The sequence below is a fragment of the Streptomyces sp. RGM 3693 genome, from assembly GCF_050471125.1.
Classification (GTDB): domain Bacteria; phylum Actinomycetota; class Actinomycetes; order Streptomycetales; family Streptomycetaceae; genus Streptomyces.
Map to the genome: position 1 here is coordinate 2,335,869 of NZ_JBMPPQ010000002.1, position 17,536 is coordinate 2,353,404.

The following is a 17,536-nucleotide window of genomic DNA, read 5'->3' on the forward strand; positions in this document are numbered from 1 at the left end:
TCAGCCCGCCGACTCCCCTCCGCTCGCGGACGGGGAGGCGGCGGGCCGGTGCGGAGCCGGCGCGGCGATCCGCAGCTCCCCGCGCGGGCCCGGTACGCCGTCCGCGGGCTTGAGGATCCGCGCCACCGCCGCGTCCAGGTTCAGCCGCCCGCCGGCCCGCAGGCAGTGCTCGTAGCGCGCCGCGCCCAGTCGTTCGCGGGCCTGTCGCTCGCACAGCGCGTGCGGCTGGTTGAAATGGCGCGAGCCGAACAGCGGAAGCCCCACCGCGGGCCAGATCCGCCCCGCCGCGCCCTGGAGCACCGCCGCCTCCTCCACATCGCCCTCGCTCAGCGTGACCAGGGCCAGCAGCTCGATCGCCAGCACCGCGCCCAGCAGGTCGTGGAAGGAATGGTCGATCGCCAGCGCCTCCTCCAGCAGTGCCCGGGCCCGGCCTCCCTCCCCGCGCGACCACGCCGCGAACCCCAGCACGAACAGGGCGTACGCCAGCGTCCAGCGCTCCCCGTGGTCCCCGCACACCTCCCGGACGTCCTCGCACAGCCGCACCGCGTCGTCCAGCTCGCCCTGGAAGGCCACCGCCAGCGCCAGTTCGACCTGTCCCATCAGCACGTTGCTGTTGAGCTCGCCGATCTCGCGGTAGTGGTGCAGCGCCCCGCGCAGCAGCTTCTCGGCGCGCGGCATGTCGTCGCAGACCAGTGCCAGGCAGCCGGTGCGGTGCAGTGCGTACGCGGCGGCCGTGGCGTTACCGGTCCGCTCGGCCTCCTCGCGGCACTCCTGGAGCATCCCCAACGCCCCCACCGTGTCCCCCTGGAGCACCGCCACGTAGCCCGCCACCCACAGCGCCTTCAGTCGGGCCTCGTCGTGGCCGCCGTCCAGCTCCAGTGCCCGGTCGAGCCAGTGCCGGCCCTCCGACAGGCGTCCGCAGCCCACCCAGTAGAACCACAGCGTGCCGGCCAGGTATTGGCCGAGGTGGGTGTCCCGGGGGCTTTCCAGGCTGTGCTCCAGCGCCACCCGCAGATTGGGCAGCTCGGCGTCGATCCGGGCCGCGATCTCGGCCTGTCGGGGGCTGAACCAGTCCAGCTCGCACCAGGTCGCGAGCCCCAGGTACCAGTCGCGGTGCCGGCGCCGCAGCCGCTCGCCGTCCCCCGTCGCCGCCAGCCAGTCCGCGCCGTAGGCCCCTACGGTGTCCAGCATCCGGTAGCGCACCCCGGCCGCGGTCTCCTCCCGGACGAGCACCGATTGGGCGACCAACTCCCCGATGACGTCGAGGAGTTCCTCGATGGGCAGCTCCGGTCCCGAGCAGACGTACTCGGCCGCCTCCAGGTCGAACTGCCCGGCGAACACCGACAGTCGGGCCCACAGCAGCCGCTCCTCGGGGGTGCACAGCTCGTGGCTCCAGCCGATCGCGGTGCGCAGCGTCCGGTGGCGCACCGGCGTCCCGCGGACGGTGCCGGCCAGCAGTCGGAAACGGTCGTCGAGCCGGTGCAGCACCTGTTCCAGGGAGAGCGCCCGCAGCCGACCGGCGGCCAGTTCCAGCGCCAGCGGGATGCCGTCCAGGCGGCGGCACAGCTCGGTGACGGCCGGTTCGTTGCCGGGCCCGACGGCGAAACCGGGCAGCACGGCGGCGGCCCGGTCGGCGAACAGCGCGGCGGCGTCGACATCGCCCATCGGGGGCACCGGCAGGGTCTGCTCGCCCGGCAGGTCCAGTGGCCGGCGGCCGGCGGCCAGTACGTGCAGCCGGGGGGCGCGCCGCAGCAGTTCGGCGGTCAACTCGGCGCAGTCGTCGACCAGGTGCTCGTAGCCGTCGAGGACGAGCAGCAACTCGCGATCGGTGAGATGGTCGCCGAGCGCCGTGCGCACCGGCCGGCCGGAGTGGTCGGCCAGCGCCAGGGCCTCGGCGACCGCGTGGTCCAGCAGGTGCCCCTCGCGCAGTGCGGACACCTCGACCAGCCACACCCCGTCGCAGAAGCGATCCTGCAAGATCGCTGCGCTGTGCCGGGCGAGCCGGGACTTTCCCACGCCGCCCAGGCCGATGAGGGTGACGAGGCGGTCGGCGGACAGGTGCCGATCGAGCGCGGCGAGTTCGTCCGCGCGGCCGACGAAGCGGTTCAGCTCCGCGGGGAGGTTCCCGCGGGTCCGCGGGCGGGCGGGGGAGCGGCGGGAAGGGGGGCCAGGGCGCTTGAGGCGTCGCATGGCACACGGAGCGTACTCGCGGCGATGCGGACCGTACAATCACCCCTTCCGGTGGCCGGACGGGACCGGGAACGCGGTACGGACGGACAGTCACGGCGCGATAAGGTCAAGGTTGCCGTTCGAGCAGGACGAGACCAGACCAGAGCAGACCAGTCGGAGAGTGGTGCCAGCGTGTCCGGTGGAGAGGTGGCCGGGATCCTCGTGGCCGTCTTCTGGGCGATCCTCGTGTCCTTCCTCGCCCTCGTGCTGGTGAGGCTCGCACAGACGCTCAAGGCGACCACCAAGATGGTGACCGAGGTGTCCGAGCAGGCCGTTCCGCTCCTGGCCGACGCGTCCGCGACCGTCCGCTCCGCACACACCCAGCTCGCCCGCGTCGACGCCATCGCCGCCGACGTCCAAGAGGTCACCGCCAACGCCTCCGCGCTCTCCTCGACCGTCTCCACCGCCTTCGGCGGGCCGTTGGTCAAGGTCGCCGCGTTCGGCTACGGCGTACGGCGCGCGATCGGCAAGAAGGGCCTGCCCGAACCGGACCGCACCGTCGTCGGCCGCACCCTGCCCGGCGCCCGCCGCGGCGGGCGCCGCTCCCGTCGCTCCAAGGACTGATCACCGCGATGTTCCGCCGCGCATTCTGGTTCACCACCGGCGCCGCCGCCGGAGTGTGGGCCACCAACAAGGTCCACCAAAAGCTGCGCAAGTTGCAGCCCGACAGCCTCGCCGCGCAGGCCGCGGACAAGGCCGTCGAGACCGGACACCGGCTGCGTCAATTTGCATTGGACGTACGGGCCGGAATGGCGGACCGTGAAGAGCAACTGCACGACGCCCTTGGGCTCGCGGAGTCCACCGAGGCGCGCGAGCTGCCCGCACCGCGCCGTGCGGTGCTCGAAACGTCGTACCGAACCACGAGAACACCCGGGCTGACCGGACCGACCGGAAAAGAGGACCACTGATGGAGTCGGCTGAAATCCGCCGCCGCTGGCTGCGCTTCTTCGAGGAGCGCGGGCACACCGTCGTGCCGTCGGCGTCGCTCATCGCGGACGACCCGACGCTGCTCTTGGTTCCGGCGGGCATGGTCCCCTTCAAGCCGTACTTCCTCGGCGAGGTCAAGGCCCCGTTCAAGACCGCCACCAGCGTCCAGAAGTGCGTCCGTACGCCGGACATCGAAGAGGTCGGCAAGACCACCCGGCACGGCACGTTCTTCCAGATGTGCGGCAACTTCTCCTTCGGCGACTACTTCAAGGAAGGCGCCATCAAGTACGCCTGGGAGTTGCTGACGACTCCCATGGCGGAGGGCGGCTACGGCCTGGAGCCCGAGAAGCTCTGGATCACCGTCTACCTCGACGACGACGAGGCCGAGCGCATCTGGCACGAGGTCGTCGGGGTGCCCAAGGAGCGCATCCAGCGCCTGGGCAAGAAGGAGAACTACTGGTCCATGGGCGTCCCGGGCCCGTGCGGCCCGTGCTCGGAGATCAACTACGACCGGGGCCCCGCCTTCGGTGTCGAGGGCGGCCCGGCCGTCAACGACGAGCGCTACGTGGAGATCTGGAACCTGGTCTTCATGCAGTACGAGCGCGGCGCCGGCACCGGCAAGGAGGACTTCGAGATCCTCGGCGACCTGCCGTCGAAGAACATCGACACGGGCCTCGGTCTCGAACGCCTCGCCATGATCCTGCAAGGCGTCCAGAACATGTACGAGACCGACACCCTCCGGGTGGTCATCGACAAGGCCGGTGAGCTGACCGGCGTCCGCTACGGCGCCGCCGAGGACTCCGACGTCTCGCTGCGCGTGGTCGCCGACCACATGCGCACCTCGACGATGCTCATCGGCGACGGGGTCACCCCCGGCAACGAGGGCCGCGGCTACGTCCTGCGCCGCATCATGCGCCGCGCCATCCGCAACATGCGGCTGCTGGGCGCCACCGGCCTGGTCGTCGCCGACCTGCTCGACGTGGTCATCCGGGCGATGGGCCAGCAGTACCCGGAGCTCCTGGAGGACCGCAAGCGGATCGAGACGGTCGCCCTTGCCGAGGAGGCCGCCTTCCTCAAGACCCTCAAGGCCGGCACCAACATCCTCGACACCGCCGTCACCGACACCAAGGCCGCCGGCGGCACGGTGCTCGCCGGCGACAAGGCGTTCCTGCTCCACGACACCTGGGGCTTCCCGATCGACCTCACCCTCGAAATGGCCGCCGAGCAGGGCCTGTCGGTGGACGAGGACGGCTTCCGCCGCCTGATGAAGGAGCAGCGGGAGCGCGCCAAGGCCGACGCCCAGGCCAAGAAGCACGGCCACGCCGACATGTCGGCGTACCGCGAGATCGCCGACAAGTCCGGCTCCTCGATCTTCACCGGCTACACCGACACCGAGGGCGAGTCCACCGTCGCCGGCCTCGTGGTCAACGGCGTCTCCGCGCCGGCCGCCCACGAGGGCGACGAGGTCGAGGTCGTACTGGACCGCACCCCGTTCTACGCCGAGGGCGGCGGCCAGCTCGCCGACACCGGCCGCATCAAGCTGGACAACGGCGCCGTCATCGAGGTGCGCGACGTCCAGCAGCCGGTCCCCGGCGTCATCGTCCACAAGGGCGTGGTGCAGGTCGGCGAGGTGCTGCTCGGCTCCGCCGCGTACGCCGCCATCGACATCCAGCGCCGCCGGGCCATCGCCCGCGCTCACAGCGCCACCCACCTCACCCACCAGGCGCTGCGCGACGCGCTGGGCCCGACGGCCGCCCAGGCCGGTTCGGAGAACTCCCCGGGCCGCTTCCGCTTCGACTTCGGTTCGCCGGCCGCCGTGCCCGGCTCGGTCCTCACCGACGTCGAGCAGAAGATCAACGACGTCCTGGCCCGTGAGCTCGACGTGCACGCCGAGGTCATGAGCATGGACGAGGCCAAGAAGCAGGGCGCCATCGCCGAGTTCGGCGAGAAGTACGGCGAGCGGGTCCGGGTGGTCACCATCGGCGACTTCTCCAAGGAGCTGTGCGGCGGTACGCACGTCCACAACACCGCACAGCTGGGCTTGGTGAAGCTGCTCGGCGAGTCCTCCATCGGCTCCGGCGTGCGCCGTGTCGAGGCGCTGGTCGGCGTGGACGCCTACCGGTTCCTGGCGCGTGAGCACACCGTCGTCTCGCAGCTCACCGAGCTGGTCAAGGGGCGTCCGGAAGAGCTGCCGGAGAAGATCTCCGGTGTCCTGGCCAAGCTGAAGGACGCCGAGAAGGAGATCGAGAAGTTCCGCGCGGAGAAGGTGTTGCAGGCCGCGGCCGGGCTGGCCGGGGGCGCCAAGGACGTCCGTGGCGTGGCCCTGGTCGCCGCCCAGGTCCAGGACGGCACCGGCGCCGACGACCTGCGCAAGCTGGTCCTCGACGTGCGCGGCCGGATCCACGGTGACCGCCCCGCCGTGGTGGCCCTCTTCACTGTCGCCAACGGCCGCCCGCTGACCGTCATCGCCACCAACGAGGCTGCCCGCGAGCGCGGCATCAAGGCCGGCGACCTGGTCCGCACCGCCGCCAAGACGCTTGGCGGCGGGGGCGGCGGCAAGCCGGACGTCGCCCAGGGCGGTGGCCAGAACGCCGCTGCGGTGCCCGAGGCCATCGAGGCCGTCGAGCGCCTCGTGGTCGAGGCGGCCTGACCGACGTGAGTGAGATGCGACGCGGCCGCCGCATCGCCGTGGATGTTGGGGACGCCCGGATCGGGGTCGCCTCGTGCGACCCCGACGGGGTCCTCGCCACCCCCGTCGAGACCGTGCCGGGGCGTGACGTCCCGGCGGCGCACCGACGGCTCAAGGCGATCGTCGAGGAGTACGAGCCGCTCGAAGTCGTGGTCGGTCTGCCCCGCTCCCTCAGTGGGGGAGAGGGGCCGGCCGCGGCCAAGGTCCGGGCCTTCGCCCAGGAACTCGCCAGGAACATCGCCCCCGTTGGGGTCCGGTTGGTCGACGAGCGGATGTCGACGGTCACCGCGACCCACGGGCTGCGGGCCTCCGGAGTCCGCAGCAAGAAGGGCCGCTCGGTGGTCGATCAGGCCGCCGCGGTGGTCATCCTGCAGAGCGCGTTGGAAACCGAACGCACTTCCGGGCGGCCGCCCGGGGAGCACGTCGAAGTGGTCATCTGATCGCGGTACGGTAACGTTCCGCGCGTTGTGGCGGCGGTTCGAACAGCCGCGCGTGCAAGTAGAGGCGGATCGGTACGACAGGCGCTACCCGGATGGAGCGCCCCGCCTCTCGGCTCTAGGGGATCGATGACCGAGTATGGCCGGGGCTACGGCTCCGAACCGTGGCATCCGGACGACCCGCTCTACGGAGATCGGGGTCCTTACGGAGGCCAGGAGCAGCAGCCGCAGTGGGCCGGACAGCAGCCCACCGGGTATCCCCCACAGCACTACCCCCAGCACGAGCAGCACCCGCAGCACCCGCCGCACGAGCAGCACCTCCAGCACCCGCAGCAGCAGTACCCGGCGGGCCACGGCGGCTGGGACGGCACCCAGCCGCCGGGCGGCCAGCCGACGTACGACCCGTACGACCCCTACGGGCAGCACCAGCCGGCCGACCCGTACCTCCAGCCGGGCCAGGAATACCCGGCCCCGCACCAGACCGGCCAGAACTTCCCGGGTCACGACTACTACGGCGGGCAGGACGGCTACGGACTCCACGGGACCCAGCAGCTGCCCGCCCAGCCGCCGGCCCCGCAGTACCACGGGATGTCGGAGCAGGCGCTGGCCGACCCGCACCAGCAGCAGTACGGTCACGCCCCGCACCCTCAGCGGCCGGGCGACTACCCGCCGGGACCCGGTCCGCAGCAGCACCCGCCGGCCGGGGCGCCGTTCGAGGAGCCGGCCGCCGAGGGCGACGACTGGCGGGCGACGCCGGACGCCGACGAACCGGGGCCGCGCAAGCGGGAACCGGACCACCCGTTCTTCGCCGACGAACCGGACGCCGAGGACGACGGCTACGACGACGAGGACGACGGCCGATCGGGCCGCGAGCGCCGGGGCCGGAAGAACAAGAACAAGAAGACCAAGCGCCGCAGTGGTACCGCCTGTCTGGTCGTGACCCTGGCGCTGGCCGGTGTCGTCGGCGGCGTCGGGTACTTCGGCTACGACTTCCTCATGCGCCACTTCGGCTCGGCTCCCGACTACGAGGGCGAGGGCAGCGGGGCCGTGCAGGTCGACATCCCCGACGGCTCCACCATCTTGCAGATGGGCCTGATCCTGAAGCGCGAGGGCGTGGTCAAGAGCGCCGACGCGTTCTCCGAAGCGGCGGTCGACAGCAAGAAGGACAAGGTCCTCCAGCCCGGTTCGTACTCGCTGCGCAAGCAGATGTCCGCGGCCTCGGCCGTGGCCCTGATGTCGGATCCGCGCAGTCGCAACGGCCTGACGATCCAAGAGGGGCTACGGGCCGGCGCCGTCTACACGCTGATCGACAAGAAGCTCAAGCTCGCGGCGGGCACCACCAAGGACATCGCGCACAGCCAGGCGAAGAACCTCGGACTTCCGTCGTGGGCCGACGACTCTCAGAAGATCAAGGACCCGCTGGAAGGCTTCCTCTACCCCTCGACGTACAGCGTCGGTGATCACGCCAAACCCGCCGACGTGCTCCGGCAAATGGTCTCGCGGGCCACCCAGGAATACCAGAAGTACGATCTCGAATCGAATGCGAAGAAATTCCATCTGGATTCTCCGCTCCAGCTCATCACCGTCGCGAGCCTCACCCAGGCCGAAGGCATGACGCACGATGACTTCCGGAAGATGGCGGCCGTCGTCTACAACCGACTGGCCCCGACCAACACGGCCACGAACCAGAAGTTGGAATTCGACTCGACGTTCAACTACCTCAAGAACCAGAGCAAGATCAATATCAGTACGCAGGAGATCCGGCACTACGACGATCCCTACAACACGTACTTCTACCGGGGGCTCCCGCCCGGTCCGATCGGAAATCCCGGCGGGGACGCGCTCAAGGCCACGATCAACCCGGACAACTCCGATAAGTGGCTCTACTTCATCTCGGTGGACGGCAAGAAGACGGACTTCACCACCAATTACGCCGCCCACGAGAAGCTCGTCCAGGAATTCAACAAGCGGCAGCAAGAGCAGAAGAACGGAAACTGAAGGCCGGCCGGTGTCCCACAGTCCTGAGCACAAGAAGGCGGCGGTCCTCGGATCGCCCATCGCGCACTCCCTCTCGCCGGTGCTGCACCGCGCGGCCTACGACGAACTCGGGCTGACCGGCTGGGAATACGGCCGCCACGAGGTCGACGAGGCCGGGCTCCCCGCGTTCCTGGAGAAGCTCGGCCCCGAGTGGGCGGGACTGTCGCTGACCATGCCGCTCAAGCGCGCGGTGATCCCGCTGCTGGACGAGATCAGCCCCACCGCGTCCTCGGTCGAGGCGGTCAACACCGTCGTGTTCACCCCCGACGGGCGCCGGCGCGGCGACAACACCGACATCCCCGGCATGCTCGCCGCGCTGCGCGAGCGCGGTGTCCAGCAGGTTGAGCGGGCCGCCGTCCTGGGCGCCGGCGCCACCGCCTCCTCGGCGCTGGCCGCGCTCGCCCGGATCTGCACCGGTGAGGTCACCGCGTACGTGCGCAGCGCGGCGCGCGCCGACGAGATGCGCGGCTGGGGCGAACGGCTCGGCGTCCCGGTCCGCACCGCCCCTTGGGACGACGCCGCCGCGGCCTTCGAGGCACCACTGGTCATCGCGACCACCCCGGCGGGCAGCACCGACCCGCTCGCCGCCGCCGTACCCGACCGGCCCAGCACCCTCTTCGACGTGCTCTACGAGCCCTGGCCGACCGCGCTGGCCGGCGCCTGGGCCGACCGCGGCGGCGCCGTCGTCGGCGGGCTGGACCTCCTGGTCCACCAGGCCGTTCTCCAGGTCGAGCAGATGACCGGTCGGGCGCCGGCGCCGCTGGCCGCGATGCGCCGGGCCGGCGAGGCGGCACTCGCCGCCCGCTGAGTGGTCCCTGCGGTCCGCACCCTGGACGGCGCGCCGCGCGCCCCGCCCGACGTGGGAGGATCAGAGGAGACCGTACGCGGATGAGCAGCACATGAGCAGTAACTGAGGAGCACCGTTGAGCAGGTTGCGCTGGCTGACGGCGGGGGAGTCGCACGGCCCCGCACTCGTGGCGACGCTGGAGGGCCTTCCCGCCGGCGTGCCGATCACCACGGAGATGGTGGCGGACGCCCTGGCCCGCCGCCGGCTCGGCTATGGCCGCGGTGCCCGGATGAAGTTCGAGCAGGACGAGGTCACCTTCCTCGGCGGCGTGCGGCACGGCCGTTCGCTGGGCTCCCCCGTCGCGGTCATGGTCGGCAACACCGAGTGGCCCAAGTGGGAGCAGGTCATGGCCGCCGACCCGGTGGACGAGACCGTGCTGGCCGAGCAGGCCCGTAACGCCCCGCTGACCCGGCCCCGCCCCGGCCACGCCGACCTCGCCGGCATGCAGAAGTACGGCTTCGACGAGGCCCGCCCGATCCTGGAGCGCGCCTCCGCCCGCGAGACCGCGGCCCGGGTCGCCCTGGGCGCCGTCGCCCGCTCCTTCCTGAAGGAGACGGCCGGCATCGAGATCGTCTCGCACGTCGTCGAGCTGGCCTCGGCCAAGGCTCCCTACGGCGTCTACCCCACGCCCGCCGACGTCGAGAAGCTGGACGCCGACCCGGTGCGCTGCCTGGATGCCGACGCGTCGAAGGCGATGGTCGCCGAGATCGACCAGGCCCACAAGGACGGCGACACGCTCGGCGGCGTCGTCGAGGTGCTGGCCTACGGCGTGCCGGTCGGCCTCGGCTCGCACGTCCACTGGGACCGCCGCCTGGACGCCCGGCTGGCCGCCGCCCTGATGGGCATCCAGGCCATCAAGGGCGTCGAGGTCGGCGACGGCTTCGAGCTGGCGCGGGTGCCCGGCTCGAAGGCACACGACGAGATCCTCGCCACCGACGACGGCATCAAGCGCGCCTCCGGCCGCTCCGGCGGCACCGAGGGCGGCCTGACCACCGGTGAACTCCTGCGCGTCCGGGCCGCGATGAAGCCGATCGCGACCGTGCCGCGGGCGCTGGCGACGATCGACGTGGCCACCGGCGAGGCGGCCAAGGCGCACCACCAGCGCTCCGACGTCTGCGCGGTCCCGGCCGCCGGCATCGTCGCCGAGGCGATGGTGGCGCTGGTGCTGGCCGACGCGGTGCTGGAGAAGTTCGGCGGCGACAGCGTGCCGGAGACCCGCCGCAACGTCCGGAGCTTCCTCGACAACCTGGCGATCAAGTGACCGCGCCCGTCGTCGTACTGGTCGGTCCGCCCGGGGCCGGCAAGTCCACCGTGGGCGCGCTGCTGGCCGAGCGGCTGGGTGTCGGTTACCGCGACACCGACGCCGACATCGTCGCCACCGCCGGCAAGCCGATCGCCGAGATCTTCATCGAGGACGGCGAGCCGCACTTCCGCGAGCTGGAGCGGGCGGCGGTCCGTACCGCCCTCGACGGCCACCCCGGTGTGCTCTCCCTCGGCGGCGGCGCGATCATGGACGACGGCACCCGGAAGCTGCTGACCGGCCTGCCGGTGGTCTTCCTGGACGTCGAACTCGCCGACGCCGTCAAGCGGGTGGGACTGGACGCCCCCCGCCCGCTGCTCGCGGTCAACCCGCGCAAGCAGTGGCGCGAGCTGATGGAGCGGCGCCGCCCGCTCTACACCGAGGTCGCACAGGCCGTGATCGCCACCGGGGGCCGCACCCCCGAGGACGCCGCCGACGCGATCGTGGACGCTTTGGAGCTACGGCCGGCCGCCGACGCCGCGCGGTCCGCCGGCAGGGAGGAACAGGCATGACGGAGCACGCCACCCGCATTCAGGTCGGCGGTACCGCCGGCACCGACCCCTACGAGGTCCTCGTCGGGCGGCAGCTGCTGGGCGAACTCCCCGGCCTGATCGGCGATGCGGCCAAGCGCGTCGCCGTGCTGCACCCCGAGGCGCTGGCCACCACCGGTGAGGCGCTGCGCGAGGACCTGGCCGGGCAGGGCTACGAGGCGATCGCCATCCAGCTGCCCAACGCCGAGGAGGCCAAGACCGCCGAGGTCGCCGCCTACTGCTGGAAGGCGCTCGGCCAGACCGGCTTCACCCGCACCGACGTGATCGTCGGCGTGGGCGGCGGCGCCACCACCGACCTGGCCGGTTTCGTCGCCGCGACCTGGCTGCGCGGGGTGCGCTGGATCGCCGTACCGACCACCGTCCTGGGCATGGTGGACGCCGCGGTAGGCGGCAAGACCGGCATCAACACCGCCGAGGGCAAGAACCTCGTCGGCGCCTTCCACCCGCCGGCCGGGGTGCTCTGCGACCTGGCCGCGCTGGACAGCCTCCCGGTCCACGACTACGTCTCCGGGCTGGCCGAGGTCATCAAGGCCGGTTTCATCGCCGACCCGGCGATCCTCGACCTGATCGAGGCGGACCCGGAGGGCGCCAAGCGTCCCGACGGCCCGCACACCTCCGAGCTGATCGAGCGGGCGATCCGGGTCAAGGCCGAGGTGGTCTCCGCCGACCTCAAGGAGTCCGGTCTGCGGGAGATCCTCAACTACGGCCACACCCTGGCCCACGCCATCGAGAAGAACGAGCGCTACAACTGGCGGCACGGCGCCGCGGTCTCCGTCGGCATGGTCTTCGCCGCCGAACTCGGCCGGATCGCCGGCCGGTTGGACGACGCCACCGCCGACCGGCACCGCGCCGTCCTGGCCTCCGTCGGACTGCCCCTGACCTACCGCGGCGACCAGTGGCCCAAGCTGCTGGAGACCATGAAGGTCGACAAGAAGTCCCGCGGCGACCGGCTCCGCTTCATCGTCCTGGACGGCCTGGCCAAGCCGACCGTCCTGGAGGGCCCGGACCCAGCGATGCTGCTCGCGGCGCACGCCGAGATCGCGGCGTGAGCCCGGTGAGCCGCCGCGTGCTGGTCCTCAACGGCCCCAACCTCGGCCGGCTGGGCTCCCGCGAGCCCGACGTCTACGGCGCCACCTCCTACGCCGGGCTGGTCGCCGAGTGCGCCCGGCTCGGCAAGGAACTCGGCTTCGAGGCCGAGGTGCGGGAGACCAACGACGAGGGCGAGATGGTCCGTTGGCTGCACGAGGCCGCCGACGGTGCCGTCCCGGTCGTCATCAACCCCGGTGCGTTCACGCACTACTCGTACGCGATGCGGGACGCGGCGGCCCAGCGCACCGCCCCGCTGATCGAGGTGCACATCTCCAACCCGTACGCCCGCGAGGAGTTCCGCCACACCTCGGTCATCGCGGCCGTCGCCAGCGGCACCATCGCCGGTTTCGGCATCGGCTCGTACCGCCTGGCGCTGCGCGCCCTCGCCGAGGAACTGACCGGCTGACCGGTGCGTCGTCCATACACCCGTGCCCTCGGCCGTTCATTCGACGGACGCCGGGGGTAGGGAACCCTCCTGGCAGTTGCCGGGGGAGTACGGTTCACCGCAGCACCACCCGGCGGTGGGGCGGCAACGGCCCGTACCCGCCCCGCAGTTGCCGCCACGGCGCACCTGGCCACCCCGCCCGGTGCGCCGCCCCGCACCACGTCGACCGCACGAGACGGAGAGCCACCGGATGCAGTACGCAGTGGGGGCTCCGCTGCCACCGCCCCGCGGTCCACTTCACCCCCAAGGCGCCGGCATGACCATGAACTGGACGCCGCACCCCGGCCAGCCCCACCCGCCCGGCGTGCCGCACACCCCCGCGGCACCGCCACCCCCCGCCCCGCCGGCGCACACCGCCCCGGGTCAGGGCTGGCACGCCCCCGCGCCCCACCAGGCCCCGCCCACCCCGCACAGCAACGACATCACCGGCCACGTCCAGCTGCCCTCCGGTGCCCCCGTCCCGCTGCCCAGCACGCCGCCCGGCAACGCCGCCCCGGATGCCGCGCACGCCGCCGTGGCGGTGCTGCTGATCGGCCCGGCCGGCGCCGGCAAGACCAGCGTCGCCCGCCACTGGGCCGACACCCGGCGGGTGCCGACCGCGCACATCAGCCTGGACGACGTCCGCGAATGGGTCCGGTCCGGTTTCGCCGACCCGCAGTCCGGCTGGAACGACCACTCCGAGGCGCAGTACCGCCTCGCCCGCCGCACCTGCGGTTTCGCCGCGCGCAACTTCCTCGCCAACGGCATCTCCTGCATCCTCGACGACGCGGTCTTCCCGGACCGCCCGGTCGTCGGCCTCGGCGGCTGGAAGCGTCACGTCGGCCCCGGACTGCTGCCGATCGTGCTGCTCCCGGGCCTGGAGGTCGTCCTGGAGCGCAACGCCCGGCGCACCGGCAACCGCCGCCTCTCCGACGAGGAGGTGGCCCGCATCCACGGCCGGATGGCCGGCTGGTACGGCTCCGGGCTGCCGATCATCGACAACTCCCAGCACGACGTCGCCACCACCGTGCGGGCGCTCGACGAGGTCGTCGCCCGCAGCATCGCCAGTCCCCCCAGCTGGTAGCCGGCCGTCCCCCGGCCGGCCGTCTCGAACGGCCGGTCCGGGAGAGCGGTCGTACGCTGACGATATGTCCGAGTTGTACGCGGTCCGACGCGCGCAGCTGCGCGACCGCTGCGCCGCAACCGGAAGTACCGCCGCACTGATCTCGCGTCCCGCCAACGTCCGCTATCTCACCGGCTGCACCCCACCCGGCGCGGCCCTGCTGCTGGGCCCCGGCGACCCCGGGGACGATGTTCTGGTCTGCGGCCGGCCGCTCACCGGTGATCCCACCGAGGGGCATCCCGCCGACGACGTACGGGTCTCGGTGCTGCCCGCCCGCGGCAGTGACCCCGTGGTGGCCGCCGCCGGTCTGGCCGCCAAGGCGGGCGCGGAGATCCTCGCCGTGGAGGAGCACCACCTCACCGTCACCCGCCACCGGGCGCTGTCCCAGATCGCGCCCCGGATGCGCCTCGCCGACCTGGCCTGCGCCGTCGAGGCGCAGCGGCTGGTCAAGGACGACGACGAGATCGCCTGCCTGCGGATCGCCGCCGAGATTAGCGACCAGGCACTGGGCGAACTCCTGGAGTCGATCCTGGTCGGCCGCACCGAACGCCACCTCGCGCTCGAACTGGAGCGCCGCCTGGTCGACCACGGCGCGGACGGCCCGGCCTTCCCCACCTCCGTCGCCACCGGCCCGAACTCCGGGCGCGCCGGCCATCTGCCGACCGACCGCCGGGTCGAGGAGGGCGACTTCCTGACCGTCGGCCTGGGCGCGAACTACCGCGGCTACCGCTGCGAGATCGGCCGGACCTTCGTCATCGGCACCACCCCGGCGGACTGGCAGATCGACCTGTACGACCTGGTCTTCGCAGCCCAGAAGGCCGGTCGGGAGGCGCTGACGCCGGGCGTGGAGTGCCATGAGGTGGACCGGGTGACCCGCCAGATCCTGGAGCGGGCGGGGCACGGTGAGGGGGTCGGGCCGTGGACCGGACACGGTGTCGGACTGGAAATCGACGAGGACCCTCAATTGTCACCCGGCGCCATGGGTAAACTGGACGCTTGCGTGCCGGTCACCGTCGAGCCAGGGGTCCACATCCCGGGCCGTGGTGGTGTCCGGATCGACGACACCCTCGTCGTCCGCCCCGAGGCGGACGGCGGACCCGAGCTACTCACGATCACGACCAAGGAGCTGCTCGCCCTGTGAGCCACCGAGCTCGCTGCGGGCGGTTTCGAGGTACCCACCACCTGTAGTCCAGGAGATTCCGCAACCGTGGCTTCCACGAACGACCTCAAGAACGGCATGGTGCTCAAGCTCGAAGGCGGCCAGCTCTGGTCCGTCGTCGAGTTCCAGCACGTCAAGCCCGGTAAGGGCCCGGCCTTCGTCCGTACCAAGCTCAAGCACGTGCTCTCCGGCAAGGTGGTGGACAAGACCTTCAACGCCGGCACCAAGGTCGAGACGGCGACCGTCGACAAGCGCGGCATGCAGTTCTCGTACATGGACGGCGACTACTTCGTCTTCATGGACATGGACACCTACGACCAGCTGCACATCGACCGCAAGACCGTCGGTGAGGCCGCCAACTTCCTGTTGGAGGGCTTCGAGGCCGTCGTCGCGCAGAACGAGGGCCAGGTCCTCTACGTCGAGCTGCCGGCCGCCGTCGAGCTGGTTATCAAGGAGACCGAGCCGGGCGTCCAGGGCGACCGTTCCACCGGCGGCACCAAGCCCGCCACGCTGGAGACCGGCTACGAGATCCAGGTCCCGCTCTTCATCACCACCGGTGAGAAGATCAAGGTCGACACCCGTACCGGCGACTACCTCGGCCGGGTGAACAGCTAACCGTGGCTGCCCGCACCAAGGCCCGTAAGCGCGCCTTCCAGATCCTCTTCGAGGCCGACCAGCGCGGTGCCGATGTGCAGTCCGTGCTCGCGGACTGGATGCGCCATGCCCGGACCGACTCCCGCCAGCCGCCGGTGCACGAGTACACCCTGGAACTGGTCGAGGGGTACGCGGAGCACGTCGCCCGCATCGACGAGCTCATTTCCACCTACTCCGTGGACTGGGACCTGGACCGGATGCCGGCGGCCGACCGCTCCATCCTCCGGCTCGGTGCCTACGAACTGCTCTGGGTGGACGGCACGCCGGACGCGGTGGCGATCGACGAGGCCGTGCAGCTGGCCAAGGAGTTCTCCACCGACGACTCACCGTCGTTCGTCAACGGCCTGCTCGCCCGGCTCAAGGAGCTGAAGCCGGGGCTGCGCCGCGAGGAGACGCGCTGATCCGGCCGCGCGGCCGCTGATCGGCTGAGAACCGAGGCACGGAACGGGCCCGGAGCGATGCGACATCGCTCCGGGCCCGTCGTCGTCCCTCTGTGCGCCCGATCGCCCGTCCAACGGCCCGTAGGTCGACCCGTGGCCGCAGCCGCGCGGGAAACGCGTACCGCCGCCCTGGGAAGCCCAGGGCGGCGGTACGTTTCTGCGTGTGAAGCGCGGGGCTTCGGGCCGGTCAGATCTCGTCGTGCTGCACGGCCCGGCGGGCGTCCGCGTCCAGCACGCCCCAGCTGATCAGCTGCTCGGTGAGCACTGAGGGCGACTGGTCGTAGATCACCGCGAGGGTGCGCAGGTCGTCCTGACGGATCGAGAGGACCTTGCCGTTGTAGTCACCGCGCTGACTCTGGATCGTGGCGGCGTAGCGCTGGAGCGGGCCGGCCTTCTCCTGCGGGACGTGGGCCAGACGCTCCAGGTCCAGCACCAGCTTCGGCGGCGGCTCGGCGGCGCCGCCCGGCGTCGTGCCCGGCAGCAGCTCCTGCACCGGCACGCCGTAGAAGTCCGCCAGCTCGGCGAGGCGCTGTACGGTCACGGCACGGTCGCCGCGCTCGTACGACCCCACCACCACGGCCTTCCAGCGGCCCTGGGACTTCTCCTCGACGCCATGGAGAGAGAGGCCCTGCTGGGTACGGATGGCGCGGAGCTTGGCCCCGAGCTGTTTAGCGTATTCGCTGGACATAAAGCTCCCCAGACGGCTGTATCGACATGCGGCTCCGCCGCGTGGCTGGTAACTCACTGTGAGGTTACGCAGCGTAATCTGACTTCGTCAAGCCGAATGGGGCAGACCATCACCCGTCAGGGGGGCGTACGGGGCCGAGAGGGGCTCCTGATAGCCTGAATCTCGTAATTCCGACGTCCTTTAAAGTCCGTCCCGTGAGGCGGAGAAGGAGGTCCGTTTCGTATGGACGCACGCAGTTCCGCATCGAGAACTCAAACCCCGGCCCGGCCGGTGCTAGAGGGCCCCGACATCGCGCGGATGCTCACCCGCATCGCCCACGAAATCGTCGAGCGCGCCAAGGGCGCGGACGACGTGGTGCTGCTGGGAATCCCCACCCGCGGTGTCTTCCTCGCCCGGCGGTTGGCCGCCAAGCTCGAAGAGATCACCGGTCGTGCCATTCCGGTCGGCTCGCTCGACATCACGATGTACCGCGATGACCTGCGCCTGGGTCCGGCCCGCACGCTGGCTCGTACGGAGATCCCCACCGACGGCATCGAGGGGCGCCTCGTCCTCCTCGTCGACGACGTGCTCTTCTCCGGACGCACCATCCGCGCCGCCCTGGACGCCCTGGGTGACATCGGGCGCCCGCGCGCCGTACAGCTCGCGGTCCTGGTCGACCGCGGCCACCGCGAGCTGCCCATCCGCGCCGACTACGTGGGAAAGAACCTCCCCACGTCGCTGCGGGAGGCGGTCAAGGTCCAGCTGACCGAGGAGGACGGTCGCGACGCCGTGCTGCTCGGCCTGCGCTCGGCTCCGTCCCGCCCCGGCTCCGATGGTGAGTCCCCGGCGGCCGAGCCGACCGCCCCAGCCGGCGAGCGCTAGCGCACGCGCGTGCGGACCCGGTGACCCCGGGCCCGCACCCATGCCCGCTCAACGGACATTCCCGTACACCTCCCTCACTCC

The 17,536-nt window shown here is 71.5% G+C and carries 17 protein-coding genes; 15 read left to right on the top strand and 2 right to left on the bottom strand.

Features of this window, described 5'->3' with window-relative positions; translation table 11 throughout:
- Nucleotides 1-2,190, bottom strand: a complete 2,190-nt coding sequence (locus tag ACO0M4_RS27815) for an ATP-binding protein (protein WP_430373640.1) — start codon at nucleotides 2,188-2,190, stop codon at nucleotides 1-3.
- A gap of 171 nt (nucleotides 2,191-2,361) precedes the next feature.
- Here ACO0M4_RS27815 and ACO0M4_RS27820 point away from each other — a divergent pair, with 171 nt between their 5' ends.
- From ACO0M4_RS27820 to nusB, 14 genes are all read left to right on the top strand, one after another.
- Complete coding sequence (locus ACO0M4_RS27820; RefSeq protein ID WP_257980435.1) at nucleotides 2,362-2,793, top strand: DUF948 domain-containing protein; 432 nt, start codon at nucleotides 2,362-2,364, stop codon at nucleotides 2,791-2,793.
- 8 nt (nucleotides 2,794-2,801) lie between these two features.
- Nucleotides 2,802-3,137, top strand: a complete 336-nt coding sequence (locus ACO0M4_RS27825; protein ID WP_430373641.1) for a DUF6167 family protein — start codon at nucleotides 2,802-2,804, stop codon at nucleotides 3,135-3,137.
- A complete protein-coding gene (gene alaS, locus ACO0M4_RS27830) occupies nucleotides 3,137-5,806 on the top strand; it encodes an alanine--tRNA ligase (protein WP_430373643.1) in 2,670 nt (889 codons plus the stop codon). The genes ACO0M4_RS27825 and alaS overlap by 1 nt, the downstream gene beginning before the upstream one ends.
- A gap of 14 nt (nucleotides 5,807-5,820) precedes the next feature.
- Nucleotides 5,821-6,285 (top strand): Holliday junction resolvase RuvX, encoded by a 465-nt coding sequence (gene ruvX, locus ACO0M4_RS27835; protein ID WP_073450312.1) that lies wholly within the window; start codon nucleotides 5,821-5,823, stop codon nucleotides 6,283-6,285.
- 126 nt (nucleotides 6,286-6,411) lie between these two features.
- Nucleotides 6,412-8,280: an endolytic transglycosylase MltG gene (gene mltG / locus ACO0M4_RS27840; RefSeq protein WP_430373645.1), complete on the top strand. Its 1,869-nt coding sequence runs from the start codon at nucleotides 6,412-6,414 to the stop codon at nucleotides 8,278-8,280.
- 10 nt (nucleotides 8,281-8,290) lie between these two features.
- Entirely contained in the window at nucleotides 8,291-9,127 is an 837-nt protein-coding gene (locus ACO0M4_RS27845) for a shikimate dehydrogenase (protein ID WP_430373646.1), read from the top strand.
- Between the two features lie 115 nt (nucleotides 9,128-9,242).
- The gene (gene aroC / locus ACO0M4_RS27850; protein WP_430373647.1) at nucleotides 9,243-10,427 is read left to right on the top strand and encodes a chorismate synthase; all 1,185 of its coding nucleotides are present in this window, start codon (nucleotides 9,243-9,245) and stop codon (nucleotides 10,425-10,427) included.
- The gene (locus tag ACO0M4_RS27855; protein WP_390015333.1) at nucleotides 10,424-10,978 is read left to right on the top strand and encodes a shikimate kinase; all 555 of its coding nucleotides are present in this window, start codon (nucleotides 10,424-10,426) and stop codon (nucleotides 10,976-10,978) included. The genes aroC and ACO0M4_RS27855 overlap by 4 nt, the downstream gene beginning before the upstream one ends.
- A complete protein-coding gene (gene aroB / locus ACO0M4_RS27860) occupies nucleotides 10,975-12,066 on the top strand; it encodes a 3-dehydroquinate synthase (RefSeq protein WP_430373649.1) in 1,092 nt (363 codons plus the stop codon). Before ACO0M4_RS27855 ends, aroB begins: the two co-directional genes overlap by 4 nt.
- Nucleotides 12,067-12,071: 5 nt before the next feature.
- Nucleotides 12,072-12,512, top strand: a complete 441-nt coding sequence (aroQ, locus tag ACO0M4_RS27865; protein WP_430373954.1) for a type II 3-dehydroquinate dehydratase — start codon at nucleotides 12,072-12,074, stop codon at nucleotides 12,510-12,512.
- A gap of 229 nt (nucleotides 12,513-12,741) precedes the next feature.
- Complete coding sequence (locus ACO0M4_RS27870; protein WP_430373651.1) at nucleotides 12,742-13,614, top strand: Pro-rich N-terminal domain-containing protein; 873 nt, start codon at nucleotides 12,742-12,744, stop codon at nucleotides 13,612-13,614.
- A 64-nt stretch (nucleotides 13,615-13,678) separates the two neighbouring features.
- The gene (locus tag ACO0M4_RS27875; RefSeq protein ID WP_430373652.1) at nucleotides 13,679-14,794 is read left to right on the top strand and encodes an aminopeptidase P family protein; all 1,116 of its coding nucleotides are present in this window, start codon (nucleotides 13,679-13,681) and stop codon (nucleotides 14,792-14,794) included.
- Nucleotides 14,795-14,860: 66 nt separating this feature from the next.
- Complete coding sequence (gene efp / locus ACO0M4_RS27880) at nucleotides 14,861-15,427, top strand: elongation factor P (RefSeq protein WP_430373653.1); 567 nt, start codon at nucleotides 14,861-14,863, stop codon at nucleotides 15,425-15,427.
- Between the two features lie 2 nt (nucleotides 15,428-15,429).
- Nucleotides 15,430-15,867 carry a transcription antitermination factor NusB gene (gene nusB / locus ACO0M4_RS27885; protein WP_390015317.1) on the top strand — a complete coding sequence of 146 codons (438 nt, stop codon included), beginning with the start codon at nucleotides 15,430-15,432 and terminating at the stop codon, nucleotides 15,865-15,867.
- A 226-nt stretch (nucleotides 15,868-16,093) separates the two neighbouring features.
- Here nusB and ACO0M4_RS27890 read toward each other — a convergent pair whose 3' ends face one another.
- Nucleotides 16,094-16,594, bottom strand: coding sequence for a transcriptional regulator BldD (locus ACO0M4_RS27890; RefSeq protein WP_016572354.1), 501 nt, complete (start codon nucleotides 16,592-16,594; stop codon nucleotides 16,094-16,096).
- A gap of 222 nt (nucleotides 16,595-16,816) precedes the next feature.
- Between ACO0M4_RS27890 and pyrR the strand changes: the two genes are divergently transcribed.
- Nucleotides 16,817-17,455 carry a bifunctional pyr operon transcriptional regulator/uracil phosphoribosyltransferase PyrR gene (pyrR, locus tag ACO0M4_RS27895; protein ID WP_430373655.1) on the top strand — a complete coding sequence of 213 codons (639 nt, stop codon included), beginning with the start codon at nucleotides 16,817-16,819 and terminating at the stop codon, nucleotides 17,453-17,455.
- Nucleotides 17,456-17,536: the final 81 nt, after the last annotated feature.

What these genes read in the sequence shown, in the direction of transcription:
- pyrR (WP_430373655.1), top strand. Translation starts at nt 16,817, where the DNA reads ATGGACGCACGCAGTTCCGCATCGAGAACTCAAACCCCGGCCCGGCCG.
- ruvX (WP_073450312.1), top strand. Translation starts at nt 5,821, where the DNA reads ATGCGACGCGGCCGCCGCATCGCCGTGGATGTTGGGGACGCCCGGATC.
- ACO0M4_RS27890 (WP_016572354.1), bottom strand. Translation starts at nt 16,594, where the DNA reads ATGTCCAGCGAATACGCTAAACAGCTCGGGGCCAAGCTCCGCGCCATC.
- mltG (WP_430373645.1), top strand. Translation starts at nt 6,412, where the DNA reads ATGACCGAGTATGGCCGGGGCTACGGCTCCGAACCGTGGCATCCGGAC.
- aroB (WP_430373649.1), top strand. Translation starts at nt 10,975, where the DNA reads ATGACGGAGCACGCCACCCGCATTCAGGTCGGCGGTACCGCCGGCACC.
- ACO0M4_RS27870 (WP_430373651.1), top strand. Translation starts at nt 12,742, where the DNA reads ATGCAGTACGCAGTGGGGGCTCCGCTGCCACCGCCCCGCGGTCCACTT.
- ACO0M4_RS27815 (WP_430373640.1), bottom strand. Translation starts at nt 2,190, where the DNA reads ATGCGACGCCTCAAGCGCCCTGGCCCCCCTTCCCGCCGCTCCCCCGCC.
- ACO0M4_RS27875 (WP_430373652.1), top strand. Translation starts at nt 13,679, where the DNA reads ATGTCCGAGTTGTACGCGGTCCGACGCGCGCAGCTGCGCGACCGCTGC.
- alaS (WP_430373643.1), top strand. Translation starts at nt 3,137, where the DNA reads ATGGAGTCGGCTGAAATCCGCCGCCGCTGGCTGCGCTTCTTCGAGGAG.
- ACO0M4_RS27825 (WP_430373641.1), top strand. Translation starts at nt 2,802, where the DNA reads ATGTTCCGCCGCGCATTCTGGTTCACCACCGGCGCCGCCGCCGGAGTG.